Source organism: Bradyrhizobium sp. CSA112, assembly GCF_029051645.1.
Lineage (GTDB): Bacteria > Pseudomonadota > Alphaproteobacteria > Rhizobiales > Xanthobacteraceae > Bradyrhizobium.
On record NZ_JAACFS010000048.1, the window covers coordinates 1 to 26,595 of the forward strand.

Annotated in this window: 23 protein-coding genes and 1 pseudogene; 6 read left to right on the plus strand and 18 right to left on the minus strand. The window is 62.8% G+C overall.

Annotation, left to right across the window (positions count from 1 at the left end):
* A pseudogene (locus GWE18_RS38275) lies at positions 1-96 on the plus strand (IS5/IS1182 family transposase); the annotation flags it as partial.
* Positions 97-186: 90 nt separating this feature from the next.
* On the opposite strand, the gene GWE18_RS38280 reads toward GWE18_RS38275, so the two are convergent.
* On the minus strand, positions 187-2,337 hold the full coding sequence (locus tag GWE18_RS38280) for a TonB-dependent receptor (protein ID WP_275190755.1): 2,151 nt from the start codon (positions 2,335-2,337) through the stop codon (positions 187-189).
* A 189-nt stretch (positions 2,338-2,526) separates the two neighbouring features.
* On the opposite strand from GWE18_RS38280, the gene nikR reads away from it, so the two are divergent.
* Positions 2,527-2,967 carry a nickel-responsive transcriptional regulator NikR gene (gene nikR / locus GWE18_RS38285; protein WP_275190756.1) on the plus strand — a complete coding sequence of 147 codons (441 nt, stop codon included), beginning with the start codon at positions 2,527-2,529 and terminating at the stop codon, positions 2,965-2,967.
* Between the two features lie 69 nt (positions 2,968-3,036).
* Here nikR and GWE18_RS38290 read toward each other — a convergent pair whose 3' ends face one another.
* Positions 3,037-3,312, minus strand: coding sequence for a metal-sensitive transcriptional regulator (locus GWE18_RS38290; protein ID WP_275190757.1), 276 nt, complete (start codon positions 3,310-3,312; stop codon positions 3,037-3,039).
* A 50-nt stretch (positions 3,313-3,362) separates the two neighbouring features.
* Between GWE18_RS38290 and GWE18_RS38295 the strand changes: the two genes are divergently transcribed.
* Positions 3,363-5,756 carry a heavy metal translocating P-type ATPase gene (locus tag GWE18_RS38295; protein WP_275190758.1) on the plus strand — a complete coding sequence of 798 codons (2,394 nt, stop codon included), beginning with the start codon at positions 3,363-3,365 and terminating at the stop codon, positions 5,754-5,756.
* A 243-nt stretch (positions 5,757-5,999) separates the two neighbouring features.
* Here GWE18_RS38295 and GWE18_RS38300 read toward each other — a convergent pair whose 3' ends face one another.
* On the minus strand, positions 6,000-6,947 hold the full coding sequence (locus GWE18_RS38300) for a hydroxymethylglutaryl-CoA lyase (RefSeq protein ID WP_275190759.1): 948 nt from the start codon (positions 6,945-6,947) through the stop codon (positions 6,000-6,002).
* Positions 6,948-6,954: 7 nt separating this feature from the next.
* Positions 6,955-8,124 (minus strand): CoA transferase, encoded by a 1,170-nt coding sequence (locus GWE18_RS38305; RefSeq protein ID WP_275190760.1) that lies wholly within the window; start codon positions 8,122-8,124, stop codon positions 6,955-6,957.
* 204 nt (positions 8,125-8,328) lie between these two features.
* Between GWE18_RS38305 and GWE18_RS38310 the strand changes: the two genes are divergently transcribed.
* On the plus strand, positions 8,329-9,081 hold the full coding sequence (locus tag GWE18_RS38310; protein WP_275190761.1) for a sulfate transporter family protein: 753 nt from the start codon (positions 8,329-8,331) through the stop codon (positions 9,079-9,081).
* A gap of 96 nt (positions 9,082-9,177) precedes the next feature.
* Here GWE18_RS38310 and nth read toward each other — a convergent pair whose 3' ends face one another.
* Complete coding sequence (gene nth / locus GWE18_RS38315; protein ID WP_275190793.1) at positions 9,178-9,960, minus strand: endonuclease III; 783 nt, start codon at positions 9,958-9,960, stop codon at positions 9,178-9,180.
* A 22-nt stretch (positions 9,961-9,982) separates the two neighbouring features.
* Here nth and GWE18_RS38320 point away from each other — a divergent pair, with 22 nt between their 5' ends.
* Entirely contained in the window at positions 9,983-10,513 is a 531-nt protein-coding gene (locus tag GWE18_RS38320) for a DUF2244 domain-containing protein (RefSeq protein ID WP_275190762.1), read from the plus strand.
* Between the two features lie 55 nt (positions 10,514-10,568).
* A complete protein-coding gene (locus tag GWE18_RS38325; protein WP_275190794.1) occupies positions 10,569-11,465 on the plus strand; it encodes a bifunctional helix-turn-helix domain-containing protein/methylated-DNA--[protein]-cysteine S-methyltransferase in 897 nt (298 codons plus the stop codon).
* A gap of 124 nt (positions 11,466-11,589) precedes the next feature.
* Here the strand turns inward: GWE18_RS38325 and GWE18_RS38330 are convergent, their stop codons facing one another.
* The 13 genes from GWE18_RS38330 to dnaK all read right to left on the minus strand — a co-directional run bounded on the left by GWE18_RS38330 (position 11,590) and on the right by dnaK (position 26,211).
* On the minus strand, positions 11,590-12,213 hold the full coding sequence (locus GWE18_RS38330; protein ID WP_275190763.1) for a 2,3-bisphosphoglycerate-dependent phosphoglycerate mutase: 624 nt from the start codon (positions 12,211-12,213) through the stop codon (positions 11,590-11,592).
* A gap of 23 nt (positions 12,214-12,236) precedes the next feature.
* On the minus strand, positions 12,237-13,052 hold the full coding sequence (gene dapB / locus GWE18_RS38335; RefSeq protein ID WP_275190764.1) for a 4-hydroxy-tetrahydrodipicolinate reductase: 816 nt from the start codon (positions 13,050-13,052) through the stop codon (positions 12,237-12,239).
* Positions 13,053-13,271: 219 nt separating this feature from the next.
* A complete protein-coding gene (locus tag GWE18_RS38340) occupies positions 13,272-14,336 on the minus strand; it encodes a M23 family metallopeptidase (RefSeq protein WP_342804333.1) in 1,065 nt (354 codons plus the stop codon).
* Complete coding sequence (locus GWE18_RS38345) at positions 14,294-15,499, minus strand: helix-turn-helix transcriptional regulator (RefSeq protein ID WP_275190765.1); 1,206 nt, start codon at positions 15,497-15,499, stop codon at positions 14,294-14,296. Before GWE18_RS38345 ends, GWE18_RS38340 begins: the two co-directional genes overlap by 43 nt.
* 44 nt (positions 15,500-15,543) lie before the next feature.
* Positions 15,544-16,881 carry an HlyD family type I secretion periplasmic adaptor subunit gene (locus tag GWE18_RS38350; protein ID WP_275190766.1) on the minus strand — a complete coding sequence of 446 codons (1,338 nt, stop codon included), beginning with the start codon at positions 16,879-16,881 and terminating at the stop codon, positions 15,544-15,546.
* On the minus strand, positions 16,878-18,647 hold the full coding sequence (locus GWE18_RS38355) for a type I secretion system permease/ATPase (protein WP_275190767.1): 1,770 nt from the start codon (positions 18,645-18,647) through the stop codon (positions 16,878-16,880). The genes GWE18_RS38350 and GWE18_RS38355 overlap by 4 nt, the downstream gene beginning before the upstream one ends.
* An 85-nt stretch (positions 18,648-18,732) precedes the next feature.
* Positions 18,733-20,037: a calcium-binding protein gene (locus GWE18_RS38360; protein WP_275190768.1), complete on the minus strand. Its 1,305-nt coding sequence runs from the start codon at positions 20,035-20,037 to the stop codon at positions 18,733-18,735.
* 432 nt (positions 20,038-20,469) lie between these two features.
* Positions 20,470-20,772, minus strand: a complete 303-nt coding sequence (locus GWE18_RS38365) for a DUF1330 domain-containing protein (RefSeq protein WP_275190769.1) — start codon at positions 20,770-20,772, stop codon at positions 20,470-20,472.
* 33 nt (positions 20,773-20,805) lie between these two features.
* The gene (gene pyrF, locus GWE18_RS38370) at positions 20,806-21,516 is read right to left on the minus strand and encodes an orotidine-5'-phosphate decarboxylase (protein WP_275190770.1); all 711 of its coding nucleotides are present in this window, start codon (positions 21,514-21,516) and stop codon (positions 20,806-20,808) included.
* 6 nt (positions 21,517-21,522) lie between these two features.
* Positions 21,523-22,101 carry an NAD(P)H-dependent oxidoreductase gene (locus tag GWE18_RS38375; RefSeq protein WP_275190771.1) on the minus strand — a complete coding sequence of 193 codons (579 nt, stop codon included), beginning with the start codon at positions 22,099-22,101 and terminating at the stop codon, positions 21,523-21,525.
* Between the two features lie 132 nt (positions 22,102-22,233).
* Entirely contained in the window at positions 22,234-22,833 is a 600-nt protein-coding gene (locus GWE18_RS38380) for an rRNA adenine N-6-methyltransferase family protein (protein ID WP_275190772.1), read from the minus strand.
* A gap of 211 nt (positions 22,834-23,044) precedes the next feature.
* Positions 23,045-24,175 carry a molecular chaperone DnaJ gene (dnaJ, locus tag GWE18_RS38385; protein WP_275190773.1) on the minus strand — a complete coding sequence of 377 codons (1,131 nt, stop codon included), beginning with the start codon at positions 24,173-24,175 and terminating at the stop codon, positions 23,045-23,047.
* A gap of 134 nt (positions 24,176-24,309) precedes the next feature.
* Entirely contained in the window at positions 24,310-26,211 is a 1,902-nt protein-coding gene (gene dnaK / locus GWE18_RS38390) for a molecular chaperone DnaK (protein WP_275190774.1), read from the minus strand.
* Positions 26,212-26,595 lie beyond the last annotated feature (384 nt).

Below are 26,595 nucleotides of genomic sequence, written 5' to 3' on the forward strand. Positions count from 1 at the left end.
CTGGCCAAAGACTTCGAGGCAACCATCGCCAGCGCGGAAGCCTGGATCCTGATCGCAAGCATCCGCCTGCTCTCCCGCCGCCTGGCTAGAACCTGAGATGCCAATGACTTATTTTGAGTCAGACTCTCAGGATGAGGTCTGACAGATGGGAGAAGCGGCGAAGCGAAAGCGTGCCCTATCGCTCCGCTAAAACCTCCCCGCCAGAGTTAGCCGCACCGCCAGCGGTTCTGCCGGATGCACATGCCGGTCCGCTACACCGCCGATCGGCTCGCCCGGCAGCCGCGACAGATAATAATACTCGATCTGGTTGGTTCGCGCGTTGAAGAGATTGAGCACGTCGAGCTGCAGCCGCAGGCCGTTGTCGAATTTGTAGCCCGCGCGCGCATTGAAGATCAGCGACGCTTGCGAACGAGCGCTGTCGTCCTCGATCAGGGGGCGCGGCCCGAAATAGCGCGCCCGCAGCGCGCCGAACCAACCGCTGTCGCCACCAAACGTCATGCCGCCTGCCGCCACCCATGCGGGCGCGCCCGGGATGAAGTTGCCCGCAGGATCAAGGTCGGTGAAGCGGGCACGGGTGTAGGCGACATCCAGATCGAGCCGCATCCATGGTAGCAGTTGATACTGGTTGGTCCATTCCACGCCGACGCGCTGGCTGGGGCGGCTCGGCTCGGTGGTACCGGCGTCGCCGACGAACAGCAGCTCCGAATCGAAGTCGAGCACGAATACCGCGAACGAACTGGTGAGGCCTTCGACCGCCTTGGTGCGGATGCCGAGGTCGGCGCCTTTCGAGCGTACCAGCAGAGGCACACGATCCTGCGGCGCCACCTTGTCGATCGGATCGACCGTGATGGTCACGCCTCTGATATCGTTGGAGTGCAGGCCGTAGCCGGCATTGCCGTAGAGTTCGGTCCGATACCACGGCCCCAGCACGATACCGGCCCTGGGGCTTGTCATCGACGCCTGCGCATTGCCGGAATTCTCCGGCGTGTCGCTGATGACGCGGCCGGCAAAGTAATCTTCGCGGACGCCGACCGTGGTACGCAGCCAGTCGGTCCATCGTGCCGTCGTGTCGGCCCACAGGCCGACATTGCCTTCACTGACGCTGTCTTCGCGAACCGTGGAGAGCGTCTCACGCCGGAACGTCTTAAGCAGGCCGACACGGATATCGTCGCCTCGCGTCTGCAATCCAACGCGGGTCTGCGTCTCGACGCCGGCGACACGCATATCGAGGGCGTGGCTGGCATTGAGCCCATAGACGGTGCGCCGGTCCATCTGGCTGAACTGATCGCCGCTAACGGGATCGTCGAGAAAGTAGGTGAAATTGTTATAGAGCCGCAGCGACGAGTTAATGGCATAGGCGCTGATCTTGCTCTGTCCGTATTCGCTCGATTGCGCCCAATTGCTCGACAGCGAGAACCGGCTCGAGACCCCGCCATCCGTCGGATCGAGTGTGCCGAACCGGCCGATCACGCCCTGGTCGATCGCGCGCTGCGCCACCTGGTCGGTCGAATTCCAGCCGTTGGAATAGGCCATCGCCGCCAGCGTGTATCCATCGGTGGCGGTGCCCTGGCTGTAGCGCAGCACGCCGTTGAGCTTGCGCACATTGTCAGGCGCGTCCCAAGGCCCGCTATATCCAACGCCCTCGAAAGCGGTGAGCAATGTGCCCACGCCGACAGATTTCGATGCCGCCGCCAGCGCGCGACGGTAGCCGAAGCTGCCGAACGTCAGCTCGGCGGTGTTCTTCGGCAGCCGGTTGACATAGTCGATGGCAACGGCGCCTGCGGAAGCGAAATCGCCCTGGTCGGCAAAGTACGGCCCTTTGCGGACATTGACCGACTGTACCAGCTCCGGAATCAGGAAATTGATATCGGCATAGCCCTGCCCGTGGCCATGGGTCGGCATGTTGACCGGCATACCGTCGACGCTGATGGCCAGGTCAGTGCCGTGATCGAGATTGAAGCCGCGGAGAAAATACTGGTTGGCTTTGCCCTCGCCGGAATGCTGGGTCACGATCAGCCCTGGTACCGCCTCCAGCGCTTCGCCGGCGCGCGAGAAAGGCAGGGCGTTCACTTCCGCGCCACTGATGGTCATGGCGCTGGCCGCGGTGGGCTGAAGATATGCCGGCCCTGCAGTCGCGGACGCCGACGTCACGCCGCCGCTGACCTGCGGCGGGACAGGTGCGCTCGCCTGAACCGCGGATGGATTTCGCGCGTTCTGTTCACGGCGTGGTGGCTTGGTGCGCCTGTTTGGCCGCACTTCGGGAGAGTTCACCGTCACGGCGGGAAGCTGGCCGGGCGTGACTGCCGCGACACTCTGCGCGTCTGCCGGTGGCGCCATGACAAGCAGTGATGCGGTGGCGGAAAATACCCACCAAACGGCCCTACACAACGCCCATGCCCCCGCATCATAACTGGTACAGTCGGCGCACGATCGTATCAGTTCGACTTAACCCGGCGCCTCACGCTAGCAAGCGCAGTATGACGTTACAATAAAAATATCATACTGCAGCACGCCAATGGAATTTCCATGCAACGGATCACCATCACCATCGAAGACGATCTGCTCGCCGAGATCGACGCGGCGGCACAAGCCCGCGGCTATCAGAACCGCTCCGAGATCATCCGCGATCTCGCCCGCGCCGGCCTGCAGCAGAGCGCCGAGGACGCCCCTTCAGGCCAATGCGTCGCCGCCCTCGTCTATGTCTACGACCACGCCGCGCGCGACCTGTCGAAGCGGCTGGTGCAGAATTTCCACGGTCATCACGATCTGTCGCTGGCGACGCTGCATGTGCATCTCGACGACGACAGTTGCATGGAGGTGACGGCGTTGAAGGGCGCCAGCGGCGAAGTCCGGCATTTTGCCGATCACATCATCGCCGAGCGCGGCGTGCGCTACGGCCGCGTCGTGATGATCCCGACGGGATCCGACAAGAAGCCGAAGGCGCGCAAGCACGGCCGTCACGACTAGCGTCGAGGCAAGAACGCGTAGGGCTGTAGCCCGGATGAAGCGGAGCGAAATCCGGGCTGCGAGTACGCGCTACCTGTCGGAACGGCCGATCACGGCCATTAGCTCCGCGATCTTTTCGCGCTGATCGGCCTTGTTGCCGCTGGTGATCGCATGCTCGACGCAATGCGCCACGTGATCCCGCAGCACTTCCTCCTCGACACGGCGCAGCGCTGCGCGCACGGCGGAAATCTGCGTGACGATGTCGATGCAGTAGCGGTCCTCTTCCACCATCTTGGAGAGGCCGCGGACCTGACCCTCGATCCGGCTGAGACGTTTCTGACAGGATGCCTTGATGTCTTTTCGCATGAGGCCTATATACCCCTACAGGGTATAGGTTTCAAGTGCCGGAGCGAATGATGCACAAGAACGAAAGCGCCGACCAAAACGGCGCGTCGAAGAGCGGCTGCTGTGGCGGCCATGGCCACGACCGCCATAGCCATCACGATCACGCCCACAATGCCGCGGCCGTGCGCGACCCCGTCTGCGGGATGACCGTGAACCCCGCGACCAGCAAGCACCGCTTCGATTACCGGGGCGAGACCTTCCATTTCTGCTCAGCCGGCTGCCGCACCAAATTCGCCGCCGACCCCGTCGCCTATCTCGAAAGGGACAGCCGGCCGAAGGCCAACGTGCCGGAAGGCACGATCTACACCTGCCCGATGCATCCGGAGATCCGCCAGGTCGGCCCCGGAAGCTGCCCGATCTGCGGCATGGCGCTGGAGCCGGAGGTCGCGAGCCTGGATGCGCCGCCGAATCCGGAACTCGCCGACATGACGCGCCGCTTCTGGATCGGCCTCGTGCTCGCGCTGCCTGCAGTCGTGCTCGAAATGGGCGGCCATCTCGTCGGCGGCCACGGCTGGGTTGATCAGACGCTGTCGAACTGGATTCAATTCGCGTTTGCGACACCCGTCGTGCTGTGGGCCGGCTGGCCGTTCTTCGTGCGCGGCTGGCAATCGCTGCTGACGCGCAATCTCAACATGTTTACGCTGATCGCGATGGGCACTGGCGTGGCCTATATCTACAGCGTCGTCGGCACGGTCGTGCCCGGCATTTTCCCGGCCACCTTCCGCGGTCATGGCGGCGCAGTCGCGGTCTACTTCGAAGCGGCTGCGGTCATTACCGTGCTCGTGCTGCTCGGCCAGGTGCTTGAGCTGCGCGCCCGCGAAGCGACATCAGGCGCGATCAAGGCGCTGCTCCAGCTCGCGCCGAAGACCGCGCGCCGGATCGGTGACGACGGCGCTGATCACGAGGTAGAGATCGATACGCTTGCGGTCGGCGACAAGTTGCGCGTCCGGCCGGGCGAGAAGGTGCCGGTAGACGGCGTCATCCTTGACGGCCGGTCCTCGCTCGACGAGTCGCTGGTAACAGGCGAGTCCATGCCCGTCACCAAGGAGCCGGGCAGCAAGGTCATATCAGGCACGCTCAACCAGTCCGGCGGGTTCGTGATGCGCGCCGAGAAGGTCGGACGCGACACGCTGCTTTCCCAGATCGTGAAGATGGTGGCGGATGCACAGCGCTCCCGCGCGCCGATCCAGCGGCTGGCCGATCAGGTTTCCGGTTGGTTCGTGCCCGTTGTCATCGTCGTAGCGCTGATCGCGTTCGGCGCCTGGGCCTGGTTCGGACCGGAGCCGCGCATGGCGTTCGGCCTGGTCACCGCCGTCAGCGTGCTCATCATCGCCTGTCCCTGTGCGCTCGGCCTCGCCACGCCGATGTCGATCATGGTCGGGGTCGGGCGCGGCGCGCAGGCCGGGGTGCTGATCAAGAACGCCGAAGCGCTGGAGCGCATGGAGAAGGTCGACACGCTGGTGGTCGACAAAACTGGTACGTTGACCGAGGGCAAGCCGAAGGTGGTCGCGATTGTGCCTGGCGCAGGATTTGAGGAAGCGGAAATTCTGCGGCTGGCGGCCAGCGTCGAACGCTCCAGCGAACATCCGCTGGCCGACGCCATCGTGCGCTCCGCCAGGGAACGAAATCTCGATCTCGGCACGGTGGAAGAATTCGACTCGCCAACCGGCAAGGGCGCCACCGGCAAGGTCGACGGCAAGTCTATCGTGCTCGGCAATGCCAACTTCCTGCAGTCGCTCGGCATCGAAACCGGTTCGCTCGACGAACAGGGCGAGCATCTGCGCGGCGACGGCGCGACCGTGATCAACATGGCCGTTGACGGCAAGCTGGCAGGCCTGTTCGCCATCGCCGACCCAGTGAAGGCGTCAACGCCAGACGCGTTGAAGGCGCTGGCGGCGGAAGGCATCAAGGTCATCATGCTGACCGGCGACAACAGGACTACGGCGAACGCCGTCGCGAAGAGACTTGGTATTGCCGACGTCGAGGCGGAGGTGCTGCCCGATCAAAAGAGTGCGGTGGTGGCAAAGCTGCAGAAAGCCGGAAAGATTGTCGCGATGGCCGGCGACGGCGTCAACGACGCGCCGGCGCTCGCCGCCGCCGAAGTCGGTATCGCCATGGGCACAGGCACCGACGTTGCGATGGAAAGCGCAGGCGTCACGCTGTTGAAGGGCGATCTCGTCGGCATCGTTCGTGCGCGCCGCCTCTCGCAGGCGACCATGAGCAATATCCGGCAGAACCTGTTCTTCGCCTTCGTCTACAACGCCGCCGGCATCCCGATCGCCGCAGGCATCCTCTATCCCGCTTTCGGGCTATTGCTGTCGCCGATCATTGCGGCCGCAGCGATGGCGCTGTCCTCGGTCAGCGTCGTCGGCAACGCACTGCGGCTGCGGATAACGCGGCTGTAATACGAGGCTTCGACAGAGAAGGGCGACACTCTCACCGCACGGGCAGTGCGCTCCCTCCCCCCTTGCGGGGGAGGGCTGGGGAGAGGGTAAGCCTCGGGCGCGGACCGGAGAGACTACCGACAGTTTAGGCCGGCATGATTCCAGTTGAACAACGCGCACCGCCGATGCCGCCACCCCTCTCCCTAGCCCTCCCCCGCAAGGGGGGAGGGAACATACTTCCCGAGCTGACTCAGTAGACGCCCATCACGCCGCCTTCGCCGCTGTGCCGCGCGGCAATCCGGCGCGCGCCAGACCGCCGTACAGCGCCTCACCGGGCATTTCCGATTGCAGGATCCCGCGCACCGCGATCAGCTTCTCGATGTCGATGCCGGTCTTGAAATCCTTACTCTCGCAAAGGAACACGAGGTCTTCGAACACGACGTTCCCCGTCGCGCCGGGCGCGAACGGGCAGCCGCCTAGGCCGCCAAGCGATCCATCCAGCACGCGCGCGCCGGCGTCGAGCGCGGCGGAAGCGTTGGCGATGCCCATCCCTCTTGTATCGTGCAGGTGGATGCAGACCGGCTTTGTGCCCGCGATCCTCACTGCGGCCGCGACCAGTTCGCCGACCTGTCTCGGCCCGGCATAACCGACCGTGTCGGCGATCGCGACCATGTCGACGCCGGCCTCGAACAGTTTTTCCGTCAGCCGCAGTACTTCCATCGGATCGACTGGCCCCACGATCGAGCAGCCCAGCGCCATCGAGATCGCCGAGTTCACCACTGGCTTGTGCGCGCTGGCGTCGCGCAGCTCGCAGAGCCGCCTGACATTAGCGATGGCCGACTCGCGAGAGCGGTTGGCATTGGCCTGGCTGTGCTCCTCGGTTGCCGAAACCACCGTCGCCACCTCGGCAACGCCGGACGCCAGCGCCTCGTTTGCGCCGCGCTCATTCAGCGTCAGCGCAATGCCGCAGGCGCCCGGCAACGACGCCACGGTCGCGATGATATCGCGCACGTCGGCGAACTGCGGGAACGTCTTTGCCGGCAGGAACGAGCCGACCTCGAAGTGGCGCACGCCCGCGGCATATTCGTCACGGATCCAGCGCTGCTTCGCTTCGGTCGACGGAAATGTCTTCACGAGCTGCAGGCCGTCGCGCAGGCCGACCTCGCGCAGAATGATTTTGTTGTCGGGATAGAGTTCCTGAACGCGGGTCATGGCAGCCTCATGCGGCGTTATTTTTGGAAGACGGCGTTTTGTTTGCGAGTTCGGCGCGAACAGCTTCAGTATCGGCGCCAAGCACCGGCACCTTCAGCCCCTCGCCGATATTGCCGCCGTTCCACTCCACCGGCAACGCCGGGACGCGGAACGGCGCGCCGTCGGCGTTGAAATTCTGCACCAGCCCACCGGGACGCAGCACATGCGGATCGTGCAGCAGATCCTCCGGGCGATTGATCGGCGAATAGGCGATGTTCAGCGCGTCGAGCCTTGCAGATAGATCGGCGATCTTCCAACCCTTGATCACTTCGACGACACGCGGAATGATTCTCCCGCGCGCCAGAATCCGGTCCGTGGTGTTGCGCAAGCTCGGATCGTCGGCAAATTCCTGCAGAGCGAACTCGCGGCAAAAACTCCACCAATGGCCCTCGGTGACGACGCCGATGAAGATACGCTCGCCTTCAGCCGTGTCGAAAATGTCGTAGATCGGCCAGGCATGTTCGCGCTCCGGCATCGAGCGCGGCTTCCTGCCGGTCATTTCATACTCGACCATGTGCTGCGCGACCAGAAACAGGCAGTTCTCGAACAGCCCGATGCGGATATCGGCGCCGGCCTTCTTGCCGCCGCGCTTCTCGTAAAGCGCGGCGAGGATTGCGATCGCGCCGAACATGCCGCCCATGATGTCGTTGGCGGAAGAGCCGACGCGTTGCGGCCTGTCGCGCGTCCCGGTCATGGCGGCGAGCCCGGACATCATCTGGACGACCTCGTCGAGCGCCGGCCGATGCTCGTAGGGACCGGACAGAAAGCCCTTGTGGCCGGCAACGATCAGATGCGGATGTTTGCGGCGCAATTCCTCGGCGCCGAGGCCCTGCTTTTCGAGCTGACCGTCGCGAAAATTCTCCAGGAACACGTCGGCGCTTTCAAGCAGCCGGTGCATGGTCTCCCGATCCTCGGCATGCGTGAAATCGAGCACGACGCTGCGCTTGCCCCGGTTGAACAGTGGGAAGAACGAGGTTCCCATGCCGCCGAGCGAACGCGTCTTGTCGCCGACCGGCGGCTCGACCTTGATGACCTCGGCGCCCAACTGCGCGAGGATCATGCCGCAGGTCGGGCCCATCACCATATGGGTCATCTCGACGACCCTCACGCCGTCAAGCGGCAGTCCCGTCCCTGTCATCGCGGATCTCTCTCCCGTGCAATCTTTTGGCGTCCAGCCTAGGCCTTCGGCGGCCTTTGGGAAGGCACAATCTGTCAGACGCTGCATTCGCTGCCGCATAACGCCCGCCGCCACCTGCAGTGTCCGGACGGAGCTGGCCCTTGCCGAAGGGCTCACACATATCTACCTCTCGCGAGGGTTTTCTTGGGAAGAGGTTGAACCGCCATGTTGGACGCCGCCGTCAAGGCGCTTTCGCAGATCCTGTCGCCGCCGATGCGCACCATCCTGTGGCGCTCGATCGCCTTGGCGCTGGTGCTGATTACGGTGCTGGCAATCGGATTGCAGCGTGCGTTGAGCTGGTTCGCGGAATACGGCGAGGTCTGGGCCGAGGCGATGCTCGGGCCGGGCTTCCACACCACGCTCAACATCCTTTCCTGGATCATCTCAATCGCGGCCGGGCTTGGCGTCGTACTCGGCGGCATCTTCCTGATGCCGGCAGTCACCTCGCTGGTGGCGAGCGTGTTCGTCGACGACGTCGCCGAACATGTCGAGCGCGAGCATTATCCGGCGGAGCGTCCCGGCGACGCGCTGCCGCTCGGCGTCGCCATCCCCGAAGGCATCAAGACGGCGCTCTTGACGATCCTGGTCTACCTGATCGCGCTGCCCTTCGTGCTATTCGCGGGCGCCGGCTTTCTGATTTTCTTCATCGCCACCGCCTGGCTGCTCGGCCGCGAATACTTTGAGCTGGCGGCGATGCGCTTCCGCCCGCCCACGGAAGCCAAGGCGATGCGCAAGGACAATGCGGCGACCGTGTTCACCGCCGGCCTGTTCATCGCGGCCTTCGTGTCGATCCCGATCGTCAATCTGGCGACGCCCTTGTTCGGCATGGCCTTCATGGTCCACATGCACAAGCGCCTCTCCGGCCCGAGGCCGGAGCTGATTGAGCCGGCGCGGAAGACGGGAATGCCGGTGGTTTGATTGCGTCGTCATTCCGGGATGGTCCGCAGGACCAGACCCGGAATCTCGATATTCCGGGTTCGACGCTTCGCGTCGCCCCGGAATGACATGAATCCCTCACACCGTCTTTTCCGGCCAACGGCAGAGATCGTTGATCAGGCACACCTCGCAGCGCGGTTTGCGCGCCAGGCAGGTGTAACGCCCATGCAAGATCAGCCAGTGATGGGCGTGCAGCATAAATTCCGGCGGGATCACCTTTTCCAGCCCCAGCTCGACCTCGAGCGGTGTGTTGCCGGGCGCCAGCCCCGTGCGGTTGCCGACGCGGAACACGTGGGTGTCCACCGCCATCGTGTGCTCGCCATAGGCCATGTTGAGCACGACATTGGCGGTCTTGCGTCCGGCGCCCGGCAACGTCTCGATTTCAGCGCGCGTCCGCGGCACCTCGCCGCCGAATTCAGCGATCAGTTTTTCCGACAGCGCGATGACGTTTTTGGCTTTGTTGCGATAAAGCCCGACGGTCTTGATGTACTCGCGCACTTTTTCCTCGCCGAGCGCCAGCATCTTCTCCGGCGTATCCGCGACCGCAAACAGCGTGCGCGTCGCCTTGTTGACGCCGGCATCCGTTGCCTGCGCCGACAGCACCACGGCGACCAGCAGCGTATAGGGGTTGAGATGTTCGAGCTCGCCCTTCGGCTCGGGATTGGCCTTGCGAAAACGGCTGAACGCCTCGTGGATCTCGGCCGGTGTCCACGGCCTTGGCTTTGCGGATTTCTTCCCGGGCTTGGGCGGCGCCTTGGCGGCTTTCCTGGCGGCTTTCTTGGCGGCCTTCTTTGCCGGTTTCTTCGGCACGGATGGAACGCTGGGCTTTTTGGCGCTGAGAGAGCGGGTGATTTTGGCCATGATCGGGATATACTGATACGCGATGACAGCAAGCAACGACTTTGATCCGGTGCTTGACCCGCCGACGCTGTTTTCGGCGCGGGTGACGCCGCACCGCTCGCTCAATCGAACCGGCTTTCTGGTGCTGATGACATTTATCAGCGTGGTGAGCTTTGTCGCCGGCATCGCATTTTTGCTGATGGGTGCCTGGCCGGTGCTTGGCTTATTCGGCCTCGATGTGCTGGTGATCTATTGGGCGTTCCGGATCAATTTCCGCAGCGCAGCGGCCACCGAGGATATCGTGATGACGCCTTCGGAATTGCACGTGCGCCGGGTCAGCCATCGCGGCGACGTCATGGAATGGACGCTCAATCCGCTCTGGGTGCAGCTCGAGCAGACAGGCGACCCCGAATTCGGTATCGAGCGCCTCTATCTGGTCTCCCGGGGCCGCCGCGTCTCGGTCGGCTATTTTCTGGGGCCAGACGAAAAAGCAAGCTTTTCCAAAGCCTTACTGGAAGCGCTGCAAACCGCCAAGCGCGGCATCACATACAATCCGGTCAATCCGGTCGCGTAGGTAGTTGTCAGAAATCGGGTGGTTTGGACCGCGCATGAGCCCTAAATCAGATCCCATGATGATAACAGCCATACAAGACCAGCGCCTAGCCAAGCCAGGCCTCCAGAGCGCCGCGCTGCGCGATTACGACTCCGTCCGCCGCGCTATCGCGTTCATCTCCGAGCACTGGCGCGCGCAGCCGACCATCGAAGCGATGGCGGATGCAGCCGCCGTGACGCCGGATGAACTGCACCATCTGTTCCGCCGCTGGGCCGGGCTGACGCCGAAGGCCTTCATGCAGGCGCTGACGCTGGATCACGCCAAGGGCCTCTTGCGCGATTCCGCCAGCGTGCTCGACGCCGCGCTCGATTCAGGGCTGTCAGGGCCGGGCCGGCTGCATGATCTGTTCGTCACCCATGAAGCGATGTCGCCGGGCGAATGGAAGAACGGCGGCGCCGGCATGACGCTGCGCTACGGTTTCCACGCCTCCCCCTTCGGCACCGCCATCGTGATTGCCAGCGACCGCGGGCTGGCGGGGCTCGCCTTCGCCGACCCCGGCGAGGAGCCGACGGCGTTTGCCGACATGAAGCGGCGCTGGCCGAACGCGACCTATGTTGAGGACCACGATGGCACCGCCGATCTCGCGCAGCGCATCTTCGACACGCGGCTGTGGCGCCCCGACCAGCCGCTCCGCGTGGTGCTGATCGGCACCGATTTCGAGGTGCGGGTGTGGGAGACGTTGTTGAAGATCCCGATGGGCCGCGCGGTCTGCTATTCCGACATCGCCAACAAGATCAAAAACCCGAAAGCCTCACGCGCCGTTGGCGCCGCCGTCGGCCGCAACCCGGTGTCGTTCGTCGTGCCCTGCCATCGCGCGCTCGGCAAGGGCGGCGCGCTGACGGGCTATCACTGGGGTGTCACGCGGAAACAGGCGATGCTCGGCTGGGAAGCCGGGCAGGTCGGGTTGCATTGATCGCGAATCTGTAGGGTGGGCAGAGGCGCATCGCGCCGTGCCCACCATCTATCCCGACGACACGCGACATAGTGGGCACGCTACGCTTTGCCCACCCTACGCACTCAGGATGAGGTCTGACACCTCACGCGGCGAGATCAACCTTCGTCGCCACCGTCGAATCCGCATTGAGCCGGTAGATCACCGGCACGCCGGTGGCGAGTTCGCGCTTCAAAATCTGCTCGGGCGTCAGCTTCTCCAGCACCATGATCAGCGCGCGCAGCGAATTGCCGTGGGCGGCGACCAGGGTGCGCTGTCCGCGCAGCACGCCCGGCAAAATCTCCTGCACGTAATAGGGCAGCGCGCGCGCCAGCGTATCTTTCAGGCTCTCGCCGCCGGGCGGCGGCACATCGTAGGAGCGGCGCCAGATCAGCACCTGGTCCTCGCCCCATTTCTTGCGAGCGTCATCCTTGTTGAGGCCGGAGAGATCGCCGTAGTCGCGTTCGTTGAGCGCGAGGTCCTTCGTCGTCGGCAGCCCGGTCTGCCCAATCTCGGCGAGCATCAGCTTCAGCGTATGCTGGGCGCGCGTCAGGTCCGAGGTGAAGGCAACATCGAACGTCAGCCCTTGTGCCTTTAATTTGCGGCCGGCTTCCCTGGCTTCGGCAATACCCTGCTCGGTGAGGTCTGGGTCCTTCCAGCCGGTGAACAGGTTCTTCAAATTCCAATCGCTCTGCCCGTGACGCACGAGCACAAGAAGACGTTCGCTCATTCCTGAATTTCCGTTGTTCGATTCTAGAAGTCGGCAAGCCCCAGCACATCGGCCATCGTGTAGAAGCCGGGCTTCCTGCCGTGCGCCCATAGCGCGGCCTTGACGGCGCCCTGCGCAAACATGGTCCGATCCTCGGCGCGGTGGGTCAGCTCGATGCGCTCCATGGCACCGGCGAAGATCACGCTGTGATCGCCGGTGACGGTGCCGCCGCGCAGCGAGGCAAAACCGATATCGCCCGGCTGCCGCGCGCCGGTGTGCCCGTCGCGGCCGCGCACCGAGTGGGTATGCAGGTCGACGCCACGGCCGGCAGCGGCGGCCTCACCGAGCAGGAAGGCCGTACCCGACGGCGCGTCGATCTTGGCCTTGTGATGCATTTCGACGATTTCGATGTCGAAGCTTTCGTCCAGCGACTGCGCGACGCGCTTGACCAGCGCGGCGAGCAGATTGATGCCGAGGCTCATATTGCCGGACTGAACGACTACCGCACGCGAGGTAACGCTCTTGATCACGGCCATGTCGGACATGGATAGCCCGGTGGTCCCGACAATGTGCACGAGACTGCGTTCGGCGGCGATCGCGACATTGGCGATGGTAGCGGCCGGCACGGTGAAATCCAGAATGCCGTCGGCATTGGCCGACAGTTTCCAGAGGTCGGCGGAGAGCTCAATACCGTTGGCAGGCAGGCCGGCAAGAACGCCGGCATCCTTGCCCAGGAGTTCCGAGCCCGGCGCTTCCAATGCGCCGGTCAAAACAGCACCGGGCGTCTCGGAAATGACGCGCACCAGAGCGCGGCCCATCCGGCCGCCAGCCCCCGCAACGATCAATCGCATATCGGCCATGGCTTCACCTCTCCACGCCCTATAGCGGGATGAGGCCGTTCCGGCAACCAATCAGGCGCTTGGGGCTTCCGGGCGGCCAGGCGAATCCGCCCCGGGGAGGGAGAATAGAGAGCACGCAGGACAGCATCCCGCGCCGCGCTCGATCCCGCCATGACCGGCATCGATCGGCCATTCCTGGAAGCTCAAACCAAATGCTCGGAAGAGCGGCACCCGTTGCGCCTAAAGGGTGAATTCCAGGTCGCGCTGCAGAACGACGCGGCCGTCGCGCTCCACAACGTACATGGCTTTGTAAGTACCCCGCTCCCAACCCGTCGCCGGACGCCTTTTGCCGGTAAACAACAGGTATTGCGCCTTGTTCTTGTCCAGTTGTGAGGCTCGATTTTCAGCGATGACGTTCCCGGTCGGGTCCTTGACGACGAGCCGTTGTGTGTCGCCCGTCTTCAGGCCGATGACACGAACAAAAGCGACAATTGCCGCCGCGCCGGCAGAGGGCAATTCCTTGCCCGCGCTTCCATCCTCGATAAGTTCCATCGTCACCGGCCCGTTCGCAAAGCCGGCGTTTATGACGACCCGCTCCTGATAGGCGAGTTGCGCGTGGAGTGCAGGATGCCACAGCAGTGCGCCGCTCCCGCAGGAGTCCGCAGGAGCCCCATACGCGAAAGGATCTACAATCGCCCCCTTATGCCTGACCGTGAAATGCAGATGAGGATATTCGGTCATTCCTGAAAGACCGACGCGACCAAGCGGCTGCCCAGCCTTGACCAGGTCACCCGGCTTCACCATCAGGCTGCCGCTTGCCATGTGGCAATATTGGGTTTCCCAGTGCTCCGGATGTTCGATCACAGCTCCATTGCCGCATTCGACATCGCGAACAGCTTCGCGCGCAGATTTGCTAAAGGCGCCGTCCGGCGCGTCACCTCGTGTGCGAAGAACGCGGCCACTCGCGGCAGCAAGAACTTCCACGCCGGCCTTCTGCGACGCCAGTGACGGCAAGCGAAAGTCCGTCCCATTATGGGCGTCATACGTCAGAGTGCCGCATTTGTAGTCTTGCGTTGATGCCGACGGATCGACATCAACGTAGTTCTGGATGTAGCAGGTCCGGCCGGGCTCGCAGGCGATTGGCATCCCCAATTGAATGCTCTGGGCGATCACCTCGGAAGAAAAGCCAAAGGCCGCGGCAATGGCAAAGGCTCGAGTCATGCCGCGCATAAAGTCTTGGACTATCATAGGCGGATTGCGCATCAATTCGGTGGCCGCTTGCCAGCCGTCCAGATCAGCCGGCAATCTGATGACACTGGGCAGACGGCCTTCTCGCGCCCGCCGGCCCCGAACGGCGATTGCGTGAGATGATAAAGCAGAAAGAACTCGGCCTGCCGGTTGATTCCCAATTTGAGCATGATGCGCTTGGTGTAGGTTCTTACCGTTGCCTCGGTCAACCGCAGGTCGGCGCCGATATCGCGTGGACATTGGAATTGGAGAATCTTGGCGATGATTCTCTCTTCGGCCCAGTTCAAGCCGAACGCGGATGCAATACGGTGTGCCCCCAGCGCTTCATCGAATTGCGGCACGACGATCAACGCCTTGCCCGCGTCCCAATGCGTTGGTGCGGCCCCGATCTTGGCGAAGGCAAACTGCTGGCGCTCCGTCGAGAGAGGCACAGTTGTGTTCAGCCAGACCTGGCCGGGTCGCGGGACCAACGCCTCCCGGATCGCCTCCCTCAAGCTCTCGGTTACCGGTCCGTTGCCCGCGAGCCTGCCGCCATCTATTTTGAGAAGTTCGCCCTTTGCCAGCAGCGCTTGTCCACCATGGTTGATCCCGTGAACATGCAGGCCTTCGTCCACGACGAGGGCGGGAAAGGCCAGTTTTTCCAGCCAGATTTCTGCGTCCAGATGTCGATCAGACGATCGCTGCGCAAGGGAATGAGCCGTCTCCCATACCGTACGCACCGCACGCGCGAGACAGGGAATTTCGGCCCGAGCCAATGCAGCCTGCCGCCATCCTGCTACAAATACCACGGTTGATCTGTCACGGGAGGCGAACCTCCCGATGACGGAATGACTATTTATTCCTGGCTCGGGGCCAATCAATTTCCGTACAAAAGTAGTACGCGCGTTGACAGGTTCGAGAAGGGCGCAGTCTGTACCAGCGCCCTTGCGGGCAATGCGCGCGACGGTATCGCTGCATGACGGATCGACTGTGGCGTGTCCGATCCGGACCTCTTTAAGCTCCGACTCGCTCGTGCGAGACATGACCGCAACATAGCAACTGTTGCACTCGAAAAGCTCGGCAACAGCCTTGCCAAAATATTCCATCGCCCGCTGGTTGGGACCTTGCTCGATAGATCCCGCTATCTGAGGGTCTTCGGCGTTCCGAGACTCGCCGCCCTCAGCATCATCAAAGCGAAATCCGCTATGCCTGAGAGGTAGTGCTTTGCTGTTCTCATGCATGGGCGCCTCCCGCAAGAGTATGCGGCCGGACTGATGCCGGCGTCCTAACGCTCCTTAAACGCGCGGTTGATGCGCAGTTCCATCGGCTGCATCAAATATTCCGCGAAGGTTCTTTCGCCCGTCTCGATAAATATCTCAACGGGCATTCCAGGCAGCAATGACGGAAGATACGAGGCCGTCGGCGCGTTGATATCAAGCTCGACTTCCGCCATGTAAGATGTGACGCCGCTCTTGGCGTCGGTCAGTGCGTCTGCCGCTACGGCGACGACCTTTCCATCGAGCATCGGCCGACGACGAATATTCAGCGCGTGAACACGCACGCGCGCGCCCTGTCCGGCATAGACCTCTTCCCGATCCATTGGCTTCAATGCTGCCTCGATGACGAGCCGATCTTCCGTCGGAACGATTTCCAGGAGAGTTTCGCGTGGTGCAAGCACGGCATGGAGATCTCTGCTGTTGAGGCCGACGATCTTTCCACTCTCGGGGGCACGCAATTCAGACCGGTCAAGCTGATCGCGCAAAGCGGCAATTCGATGTCGGAGATCCCCAATCTCCTCGCTCGTCGCATGCCGCTGCTTCGCTATCTCCTGATTTTGATTGAAGCCCAGTTGTCGACGCCTGTCCTCGAGTTCCGCCATTTTGCCCCGCTTCTCCGCGACCGATGCCGAGTTCCGGGCAATCTGTCCGCTGGCCTCGGCTTCGGCCCGTTTCAGGGCCAATACGCGCGGCTTTCGAGCGAGGCCCTTTGACAGCAGGTAGCTTGTGTCAGCTATTTCTTCCTGCAAAAGCTTGAGTTGTCTCTCGACACCCTCGGTGTTGCTCTCGAGGCCGCGGATCGAGTCAGTCAGTTGCAGCATCTGCTGGTCGATCATTTTGCGTTCATTCTCGATTGCGGCCAGTCGCGCCGCAAACTCGGCTGCCTGGGTTTGCATGGCAATGCGCGCGGACGCGTTGCTCGCGTTCCTGTTCAGCTCATCGGGAAACACAATCGATTTCACGAGGGCCTGTTCCGCCGCCAGCCGCGCCTCCATCGCCAGAGCAGCAAAATACTTTGTCTCGAACGAGCCCAGGGCAGCTTCGATCTGGGTAGTGTCGAGCTGCGCTATGAGCTGACCCGCCTGGACGTGATCGTTTTCCCTGACGTGGATTGATTTCACTATTCCCCCTTCGAGGTGCTGGACTGCCTTGCGCTTCGAATGAACCTTTATGACACCTGGCGCCACAACCGCGCCGCGCAGCGGAATCGTCGTGGCCCATACGCCGAAGCCGCAGAATTGCAGAACGAGCAGCACACATCCCCATCCTATGATCCGCCGCATGTCGGATCGCGGCCGCTCCTTGCGGAAAACGGCAACAGCGCGATGCTGACCGCCCTCAGTCATTGAACCGGTCCCCTCGCAGCCAGTTTCTGCGGTTCCGGATTATGCCGGACGACGTGCGGCTTCGGCACGGATGAATTGACAGGCAGGCGGAGAACTTCAGCAGGTGGCCCGAACGCGAGCTGCGCACCATCCCTCAAAAGGAGTACTGCATCCGCGATGGTCAATAGCCGGGGTCGATGGGTGACAATCACCACCGCCGCGCCGCGCGCTTTCGCCCGCTCAATGGCGGAACACAAAGCTTCCTCGCCTTCCGGATCGAGATTGGCGTTTGGTTCATCCAGCAGGATCAATTTTCGATCGCCGAAGAACGCCCGGGCAAGGCCGATCCGCTGGCGCTGCCCACCGGAAAGCTTGTTACCGTCGCGCCCTATTTCGGTCTGGTAACCGGCTGGCAGAGACAGGATCATCTCATGCGCCTGCGCGAGCATGGCTGCGGCAACGATGTCCTCGTCCCGCGCATGTTCGTCAAAGCCGGCGATGGCTTCGGCCACGGTGCCGCCCAGAAGCTGCACGTCCTGAGGAAGATAGCCGACAAACTGGCCGAGCTGATCGGGGTCCCAGTCATGCAGGGCTGCATCGTCCAGCCGGATCGTGCCGCTGCTCGGTCGTTCCAGCCCCGCCATCAGGCGCAGCAAGGTCGATTTTCCAGCGCCGGTCGGGCCAATAACGACAACGATCCTGGAGGGCAGGCATCCAAACGTGATGCCCGCGAGGATCGGGCGCTGCGCCGTGGCCATCCGGTAAGTCACCCGCATCACTTCAATGCTGCCGGATGGGGACGGCAGCAGCGTACGCCTCGCTCGAACAAGCATCGGAGCCGCAGCCGCCTGAACTTGTACCCACGCCTCGTGTGCCGATGCCAATGCGCGCCATGCCGAGATGAGGCCTTCCATCGGCTGCAGCGTACGGGCAATCAGGATCGCACTCGCAATCAGGCTGCCAGCCAGCACCTCGCTCTGAAGCACGAGCCAGGCGCCTGCGCCGATCGCGGCGACCTGCAGAATTGTTCGCACCATGCGCGCCGCGGATGCGATCGCGGACACCCGCTCGCTGCCCCGGACGACCGGGCACAACGCCTGGTCATTGAGATCCATGAATTCGCGAATGGCACCTCGGGTCCAACCCATTGCCCGCACGAGGCCGGAATGCCGGACGATACCGTCGAGAGTGGCCTGCGTCCGCAGCGCGGCTTCCGACGCCTGCGCGACTTCCGTGCGCGCGACCCAGCGGCTGGCGATGCCCATGACCAGCAGAATTACCGCTCCGATCAGTGCGATGACGCCGTACCATGGGTGCATAAGAAACAGAATGAAAATGAACGCCGGCAGGAAGGGAGCGTCAATCAGCGCTGCGACCGTCCCGCTCGAAAGGAAAGTCCGCAACTCGCGAACCCTGACGAGATCATGCGTTCTGCCGTCGCCGCGCCTCGCAACGTCTACAATGGTGCTTTCGAGAACAATAGGCGCGACACAGCGCTCAAACCCGACTGCAAACCGGCTAAGTAGCCGGCTGCGAAGAACATCGAACATGGCGCTGAAGACGAGCGCGCCCGCGGCGATGATGGTGAGGCCAACGAGGGTCTCAACGCTGCCGCTAGTGATGACCCGATCGAACACTTCGATTGCGTAGAAGGGAACGACAAGGAGAAGTATGTTCAAGGACATGCTGAAGGCGACGACCCACACAAATGCGGATCGTCCCGGAATCAATCCAAGCAGCGATCGTGCAGCGGACGCTGGGATCTCACGACGGTTACGCGAATACATGACCGGCCGGCACTATTACTGACTGAAGTATTGCAAAGAGGCAGGAGCGGGGCGGCTGCCGGGCCGCCCCGCTGAAGTTGTGGAGTTATACGACCTCGATAGCCGCGTAACCCGCAGCAGCGTTGATGTCGTCGATCGATTCGAATTCCGTTCCGACGCCACCCGAAACGCCGGTGAGCGTGATGGTGCCGAAGCCGAAATCGAGCACCGTGTTGGTCCCGTCGTCATCCACCACGATGGTGGCCGGATCAAACGCCGGATCGGCATCGACATTAACCTCATCGCCATCAGCAAAGCTCAGGTCAGCAACTTCATCGTCACCGAAGTTGGTGGCCGTGTTGTCACCGAAATTGTGGTCATCGGAGCCTCCAGCGCCCGTCAGCATATCGTTGCCGACGCCACCGTCGAGGACATCGGCGCCATTGCCGCCGTCCAACTCATCGTCGCCCGCGCCGCCGTTGAGGGTGTCGTCGCCGGCATTACCGAAGAGGGTATCGTCTCCGTCTCCGCCATTGATCACATCGACATCGGCACCGCCGGCGAGCGTGTCGTCTCCGGCATCGCCGTCCAGCGTATCGTCGCCCGCTCCGCCACTGAGGTCGTCCGCGCCTTCGCCGCCGGACATCGTGTCGTTGCCGGCACCACCGGTCATGGTGTCGTCGCCGTCATCGCCGGACATGGTATCGTCGCCGCCACCGCCGGCCATGACGTCCGCATCGTTGCCGCCGCTCATCGTGTCGTTGCCGCCTTCGCCGCTGAGCGTATCGTTGCCGGCACCGCCGTTCAGCGTGTCCTCGCCGTTTCCGCCATTCAGCGTGTCGTCCCCGAGACCGCCATTCAGCGTGTCCATGCCCCCATTGCCGTTCAGGGTATCGTCGCCGAGACCGCCGCTCAGCGTGTCATCGCCCTCGTTGCCCGACAGGTCGTCATCACCGGCGCCGCCGTTGATGATGTCATTATCGGCACCGCCGGCGATCATGTCGTTGCCGGCATTGCCGTTCAGCGTGTCGTTTCCGGCTCCGCCATCGATGTCGTCATCGCCCGCGCCGCCATTGACGAGGTCATCGCCTTCACCGCCGACGATCGTATCCATGCCGGCATTGCCGTTCAGCGTGTCGTTGCCGGCTCCGCCATCGATGCTGTCATCGCCCGCGCCGCCGCTGACAGTGTCATCGCCTTCACCGCCGGCGATCGTATCCATGCCGGCATTGCCGTTCAACGTGTCGTTGCCGGCGCCGCCATCGATATCGTCATCGCCCGCACCGCCAGTGACGAGGTCATCGCCTTCCAATCCGGTAATCGTATCGTTGCCGGCCAGGCCGCTGATCTCATCAGGATCTGCCGTGCCGGGTAATGTATCGTTGCCTGGTGTTCCGACGATAATTGCCATGGTATCCGCTCCCTGAGCATGGACATCCGCAATGACGGATCGGCTTGCAGCCCGTCATGCGCGTCGCGATTTTGGTGTTGGCTCGATTCCATCACGATCGATGTTGAACTCGATCGCGGCAACCTTGGATGAAGGCGGGGCGGCATCGCAATCCCCATTTGGGGACAAAAGAAATGTCGGATGGCGAACACGGAGCGACCGGCTCACGTGTTCACTTGCAGGCATGGCCGTTAGCTATTTGCTTTTTTCGATTGCAGCCAATTGTTCCAGCACGGACGGAAACATTCGCACATATTTATTGATACCAGTTTCTTGATGACAGTTTCTTGATGCCACGAGCGCCGCGATTGGACGAACGCAGCGCGGCGTCTACCGCTCAAACGCTTGCGGCATTGATGGCCTTGAGGGATCGATCGCGAAGTACCTGCGGCTTTACGGCTGCGGGCCGTCATAGCCTTCGATGACGATGAGATCGGCGATCGAGTGCGGCTGGCGCACCTTGATATTGGCCTGGTATTCCGGCGAATTGTAGCACGCCAGCGCTTTCTCGTAGCTGTCGAATTCGATCACGACGTTGCGCGAGCGGCTTTGGCCCTCGACCGCAGTGAACTTGCCGCCGCGCACGATGAAGCGCCCGCCGAATTTCTGGAAGATGGCCGGGTTGGCCGCCACGTAGGGCTTGTAGCCCTCCTCGTTGCTGACATCGACGCGACCGATCCAGTATCCCTTCGCCATCTCACTCTCCCGTTTCTTGTCTCGTTGGTTTCGCTACGTCAGAGCCTGTTTGATTTCCGCCTGAATGGCGTCCGCCGCCGCCTTGGGATCGGCGGCTTCCGTCACCGGGCGCCCGACCACCAGATAGTCGGCGCCGGCGGCAATTGCACGCGCCGGCGTCATGATGCGTTTCTGGTCGCCCGTGGCGGCTCCCGCGGGCCGGATGCCTGGCGTTACCAGGTTCATCTGGTGGCCGATGATCTTGCGCAGCGCCGCCGCCTCTTCCGGCGAACTGACGAGCCCATCGACGCCGAGCACCTGCGCCTGCTGCGCCCGCGCCTCGACGAGATCGGAGACATTGAGGCGATAGCCCGCGGCATGCAGATCGCCGTCGTCATAGGAGGTCAGCACAGTGACGGCGAGAATCTTTAAGCCCGATCCGGCGCGCGCCTCGACCGCGGCCTTCATGGTCTGCGGATAGGCATGCACGGTAAGGAAGGTCGCGCCGAGTTTCGCTACGCTCTCGACGCCGCGCGCTACGGTGTTGCCGATGTCGTGCAGCTTGAGATCGACAAAGACCTTCTTGCCCGATTTCGCCAGTTGCTGCGCCAGCGGCAATCCGCCGGCGTAAGCCAGTTGATAGCCGATCTTGTAGAAGCTGACGCTGTCGCCGAGCCGCGCGATCATCGCTTCCGCTTCAGTCACTCCTGGCAAGTCGAGCGCGACGATCAGGCGGTCCTTTGCTGCGATATCGGCTGGTTGCATGTCACCTCACATCATGCGTTGGGAAATGTCGATCAACTGCCGCACCAGCGCTTTCAGCGCCTCGGCATCAGCGGAATTCTTCAAGCGATCCATCTCGTCATAGGCGTCGTCGGCGAACGCCAGCGCGAGCTGGTTCGGGATCACCGGGGCATGGCAGGCCGAAAGGATCAGCCGCAGCGCGGCCAGCGCGCGGGCGCCGCCGAGCCGCCCGCCGGAGGCCGACGCAATTGCAAACACCCGCTCGCGAAATACTTGCCCGCGGGTCTCGTGTGCGTCCTGCACCCGGCTCACCCAGTCGATGGTGTTCTTGACCAGCGCCGGCACCGAGGAATTATATTCCGGCGTCACGATCAGGACGCCATGATGGGCCGCCATCATCCGCTTCAAATTGACCGCGTTCTTCGGCACGCCGGATTTCGCCTGCAAGTCGCCGTCATAGATCGGCAGGGGAAAGTCGGCGAGCGAGATCCGGGTGATCTCGGCGCCTTCCTGCGCCAGCGCATGCGCTGCTACCGCAGCCAGCTTCGCATTAAGCGAGCCTGATCGTAGCGATCCCGGGATCACGAGGATTTTCAGCGCGGACATATTTGAGTTCGTATTCGGGCAGACTTGCCACGCGAATACGTGGCGAGCATCTTCTACGAAAATGCTCTTAGCTGATAAGTTGCGCGTATTCTATTCGCAAAACCGGTACCCACTTTTGCGGAATACGCGGTATCAGCGCTTGCGATACACCCAGACCCGGGCGGGCGGAAGGTTCATCCAGATCCGCTCGGAAGCTTCTGTGGACACGCCCGGCAGGGATTTCGGGATCGGCGGCGCCACCGAATAGGTGAACTGCACGAAGGGCGCCCCCGGCGCCAGCGCCATGAAGGCGTCGCGGATCAGCTTCAGCCGCGTCAGCATCGGTTTGGTGACCAGCGGCAGGCCGGAGACCACGGCGGACGCCGGCGCGTCCAGCACGTCCTTGAGCGAGGAGCGTAGCGCGTAGGCGTCGCCCTGCACCACCTTGGCCTGCGGATAACGGTCGCGCAGCAGTGCGCAGAAGCCCGGATTATACTCGACCAGCACGAGCCGCTTTTGATCGACGCCATGTTCGATCAATGCATTGGTGATCGCACCGGTCCCGGGCCCAAGTTCGACGACCGGTCCTTGCGCTTTGACGTCGACATATTCCGCCATGGTCCGGGCAAGCAGCTTGCTCGACGGCATCACCGCGCCCATGTGCAGCGGCTTTTCAATCCATGAACGAAGGAAGCGGACCTCATCGTCGAGACGAGGCTTCTTCAACGCACGCACGGACGATTGCAAAGGCATGTCGCTACCAGGCGGGACCCCGCAACAAAGCGGGGGATGTCAGAAAACAGTCATAAACACGTATAGGTCGACGGGGGTACGGTCAAGCCAAACGGTAACGTGCTAGGTCCGCCAAAGTGCCCGCGATCCGGCGATAAGATCCTGTGCAAGCTGAATGAATCATGACTGCGGGGCGAGAACTGCACTTCGCCCAGCTCGCGTTCGCGCGCGGTCAGGAGCCCGCGCGGCTGCCGAAGAAATCCTTGACCTTGGTGAAGAAGCCCGCCGCTTCCGGCTGGGTGGCGCCGGACGACAATTTTTCGAACTCGGCGAGCAGTTCCTGCTGCTTCTTGGTCAGATTCTGAGGCGTTTCGACCATGACCTGGACATACATGTCGCCGGTCTGGCGCGAGCGGAGCACCGGCATGCCCTTTGATGCAATGCGGAAACGGCGGCCGGACTGTGTCCCGGCCGGCACTTTCACCTTGGTCTTGCCCTTGTCGATGGTCGGAACCTCGAATTCACCGCCGAGCGCGGCCGCGACCATCGAGATTGGAACCCGGCAATGCAGATCGGCGCCGTCGCGCTGGAAGAACTCGTGGGTGGCCAGCGACAGGAAAATATAGAGATCGCCGGGCGGCCCGCCGCGGACGCCGGCCTCGCCTTCGCCGGCAAGGCGGATGCGGGTGCCGTCCTCGACACCCTGGGGGATGTTGACCGACAGCGTGCGGTCGCGCGTCATCCGACCCGAGCCTGAGCAGTTCGGGCAGGCGTCCTCGATCATCTGGCCGCGGCCCTGGCAGCCGGGGCAGGTCCGCTCCAGCGTGAAGAAGCCCTGAGCCTGACGCACGCGGCCGGCGCCGCCGCACATCGAGCAGGTCTTCGGCTTGGTGCCGGCCTTGGCGCCGGTGCCCGAACAGGGTTCGCAGGTGACCGAGACCGGAATCTCGATTTGCGCGGTCTTGCCCTGGAAGGCTTCCTCCAGCGTGATTTCCATATTGTAGCGCAGGTCGGCGCCGCGCTCGCGTCCACCGCTGCGCCGCTGCCCGGCCATGCCGAACAGGTCTTCGAAAATATCGGAGAATGACGAGGCGAAGCCGGCGCCGAAACCAGGACCGCCGCCGCCCATGCCCTGCTCGAACGCGGCATGGCCGTAGCGATCATAGGCGGCGCGCTTCTCGCCGTCTTTCAGGACCTCGTAGGCTTCGTTGATTTCCTTGAACTTCATTTCGCTGGTGGCGTCGCCCGGATTCTTGTCCGGATGCCATTTCATCGCCAGCTTGCGGAAGGCCGACTTGAGCTTGGACTCGTCTGCGTTCCGATCGACTTCCAGGGTTTCGTAATAACAGCGCTTGGTGGACATCAGTCAGACCCGCCCGAACTTCACGCCGAAGGCGCGCACCAAAGATGCAGCCTTCAACTTAAAGAAAAATGACCCCCACCCATCGAACGCAAGCCGCGCGCTCTTTTGGATGAGGGTCATGACCGAAAGCCCGCTTATGCTGACTTCTTGTTGTTCTTGTCGTCGTCGACCTCGGTGAATTCCGCGTCGACCACGTCATCCTTGGCGGCATCCTTCTTGGCGTCCGCCTCGGCCTGCTGCTTGTACATGGCCTCGCCCAGCTTCATCGAAGCCTGCGCAAGCGTGTTGGTCTTGGCCTTGATGGCGTCGGCGTCGTCGCCCTTCAGCGCTTCCTTCAGGTCGCTGACGGCGTCCTCGATGGCGCGGCGCTCACTTTCCTCGACCTTCGAACCGTGCTCGGCCAGCGCCTTCTCGGTGGAATGCACCAGCGCATCGGCGTGGTTCTTGGCGTCGACCGCTTCGCGGCGCTTCTTGTCTTCCGCCGCATGAGCCTCGGCGTCCTTGACCATTTTCTGGATGTCCGCCTCGGACAGACCGCCGGATGCCTGGATGCGGATCTGCTGCTCCTTGCCGGTGGCTTTGTCCCTTGCCGACACGTTGACAATGCCGTTGGCGTCGATGTCGAAGGTGACCTCGATCTGCGGCATGCCGCGCGGCGCTGGCGGGATGCCCATCAGGTCGAACTGGCCGAGCACCTTGTTGTCGGCCGCCATTTCACGCTCGCCCTGGAAGACGCGGATGGTGACGGCGTTCTGGTTGTCCTCGGCCGTCGAGAACACCTGGCTCTTCTTGGTCGGGATCGTGGTGTTGCGGTCGATGATGCGGGTGAACACGCCGCCCAGCGTCTCGATGCCGAGCGACAGCGGGGTCACGTCGAGCAGCAGCACGTCCTTGACGTCGCCCTGCAGCACGCCGGCCTGGATTGCCGCGCCGATAGCGACGACTTCGTCCGGGTTGACGCCCTTGTGCGGCTCCTTGCCGAACAATTGCTTCACGACTTCCTGGACCTTCGGCATGCGGGTCATGCCGCCGACCAGCACCACTTCGCCGATTTCGGCGGCAGTGAGGCCCGCATCCTTCAGCGCCTTGCGGCAAGGCTCGATGGTCTTCTGGACGAGATCGTCGACGAGGGCCTCGAACTTGGCGCGCGTCAACTTCATCGTCAGATGCTTCGGCCCGGTCTGGTCCGCCGTTATAAAGGGCAGGTTGATTTCGGTCTGGGTGGTCGAGGACAACTCGATCTTGGCTTTTTCGGCGGCCTCTTTCAGGCGCTGCAAGGCAAGCTTGTCGCTTCGCAGGTTGATGCCCTGCTCCTTCTGGAATTCATCGGCGAGATAGCCGACGAGCCGCATGTCGAAGTCTTCACCACCGAGGAAGGTGTCACCGTTGGTGGACTTCACTTCGAACACGCCATCGCCGATCTCCAGGATCGAGATATCGAAGGTGCCGCCGCCGAGGTCGTAGACCGCGATGGTGCCTGTCTTCGTCTTGTCGAGACCATAGGCGAGCGCGGCCGCGGTCGGCTCGTTGATGATGCGCAACACTTCCAGGCCGGCGATCTTGCCGGCATCCTTGGTGGCCTGGCGCTGCGCGTCATTGAAGTAAGCGGGAACTGTGATGACCGCCTGCTCGACCTTCTGGCCAAGATGGGCTTCCGCGGTCTCTTTCATCTTTTGCAGGATGAAAGCGGAGACCTGCGAGGGCGAATAGGTCTTGCTGTCGGCTTCGACCCAGGCGTCGCCGTTCGATGCCTTGACGATCTTGTAGGAGACGAGCTTCTTGTCCTTCTCGACCATCGGGTCGTCATAGCGGCGGCCGATCAGGCGCTTCACCGCGAAGAACGTACGCTCGGGATTGGTCACCGCCTGACGCTTGGCGGGCTGGCCGACGAGGCGCTCGCCGTCATCGGTGACGGCAACGATCGAAGGCGTCGTGCGCATGCCTTCCGCATTCTCGATGACTCTTGCAGTCTTGCCATCCATTACGGCGACGCACGAATTCGTGGTGCCGAGATCGATCCCAATGACCTTTCCCATGGTCCTCATATCCTTCTTTTGCGGCAGGTTGGCCGGGCCCTGGACGGCGCACCTAACCGAACCCCCAACGTTCAAATACTCGCGATATTGCGACGGTGAGCCTCATATAGGAGGGGGGGTCGGGCCCGCAAGGACCGAACGTAACGTTAGGGCCTGAAAAGGCTGACGTTTGAAAGATTGTGCCAGCCCGGGGCGGGGGCGCATCAGTGCCTCAAGCGGCGTTAAGAAATCGGCAAGGCCACTGAGCGTTAGCGGCGCCGAAACGTTGCGCAGCGATGCGGCATCGGGGCGGGACGCGGTATTTCGCCGCTGGAAGCGCCTCAAAAAAGAGCCCGGATACCGGGCAGAATCCTGCAAAAAAGCTGCCATATCGGAGCGTAACGG

Excerpts from the sequence above, each read along its gene's own strand:
- GWE18_RS38280 (WP_275190755.1), bottom strand. The coding sequence starts at position 2,337 with ATGGCGCCACCGGCAGACGCGCAGAGTGTCGCGGCAGTCACGCCCGGC.
- nikR (WP_275190756.1), top strand. The coding sequence starts at position 2,527 with ATGCAACGGATCACCATCACCATCGAAGACGATCTGCTCGCCGAGATC.
- GWE18_RS38290 (WP_275190757.1), bottom strand. The coding sequence starts at position 3,312 with ATGCGAAAAGACATCAAGGCATCCTGTCAGAAACGTCTCAGCCGGATC.
- GWE18_RS38295 (WP_275190758.1), top strand. The coding sequence starts at position 3,363 with ATGCACAAGAACGAAAGCGCCGACCAAAACGGCGCGTCGAAGAGCGGC.
- GWE18_RS38300 (WP_275190759.1), bottom strand. The coding sequence starts at position 6,947 with ATGACCCGCGTTCAGGAACTCTATCCCGACAACAAAATCATTCTGCGC.
- GWE18_RS38305 (WP_275190760.1), bottom strand. The coding sequence starts at position 8,124 with ATGACAGGGACGGGACTGCCGCTTGACGGCGTGAGGGTCGTCGAGATG.
- GWE18_RS38310 (WP_275190761.1), top strand. The coding sequence starts at position 8,329 with ATGTTGGACGCCGCCGTCAAGGCGCTTTCGCAGATCCTGTCGCCGCCG.
- nth (WP_275190793.1), bottom strand. The coding sequence starts at position 9,960 with ATGGCCAAAATCACCCGCTCTCTCAGCGCCAAAAAGCCCAGCGTTCCA.
- GWE18_RS38320 (WP_275190762.1), top strand. The coding sequence starts at position 9,983 with ATGACAGCAAGCAACGACTTTGATCCGGTGCTTGACCCGCCGACGCTG.
- GWE18_RS38325 (WP_275190794.1), top strand. The coding sequence starts at position 10,569 with ATGATGATAACAGCCATACAAGACCAGCGCCTAGCCAAGCCAGGCCTC.
- GWE18_RS38330 (WP_275190763.1), bottom strand. The coding sequence starts at position 12,213 with ATGAGCGAACGTCTTCTTGTGCTCGTGCGTCACGGGCAGAGCGATTGG.
- dapB (WP_275190764.1), bottom strand. The coding sequence starts at position 13,052 with ATGGCCGATATGCGATTGATCGTTGCGGGGGCTGGCGGCCGGATGGGC.
- GWE18_RS38345 (WP_275190765.1), bottom strand. The coding sequence starts at position 15,499 with ATGCATGAGAACAGCAAAGCACTACCTCTCAGGCATAGCGGATTTCGC.
- GWE18_RS38350 (WP_275190766.1), bottom strand. The coding sequence starts at position 16,881 with ATGACTGAGGGCGGTCAGCATCGCGCTGTTGCCGTTTTCCGCAAGGAG.
- GWE18_RS38355 (WP_275190767.1), bottom strand. The coding sequence starts at position 18,647 with ATGTATTCGCGTAACCGTCGTGAGATCCCAGCGTCCGCTGCACGATCG.
- GWE18_RS38360 (WP_275190768.1), bottom strand. The coding sequence starts at position 20,037 with ATGGCAATTATCGTCGGAACACCAGGCAACGATACATTACCCGGCACG.
- GWE18_RS38365 (WP_275190769.1), bottom strand. The coding sequence starts at position 20,772 with ATGGCGAAGGGATACTGGATCGGTCGCGTCGATGTCAGCAACGAGGAG.
- pyrF (WP_275190770.1), bottom strand. The coding sequence starts at position 21,516 with ATGCAACCAGCCGATATCGCAGCAAAGGACCGCCTGATCGTCGCGCTC.
- GWE18_RS38375 (WP_275190771.1), bottom strand. The coding sequence starts at position 22,101 with ATGTCCGCGCTGAAAATCCTCGTGATCCCGGGATCGCTACGATCAGGC.
- GWE18_RS38380 (WP_275190772.1), bottom strand. The coding sequence starts at position 22,833 with ATGCCTTTGCAATCGTCCGTGCGTGCGTTGAAGAAGCCTCGTCTCGAC.
- dnaJ (WP_275190773.1), bottom strand. The coding sequence starts at position 24,175 with ATGTCCACCAAGCGCTGTTATTACGAAACCCTGGAAGTCGATCGGAAC.
- dnaK (WP_275190774.1), bottom strand. The coding sequence starts at position 26,211 with ATGGGAAAGGTCATTGGGATCGATCTCGGCACCACGAATTCGTGCGTC.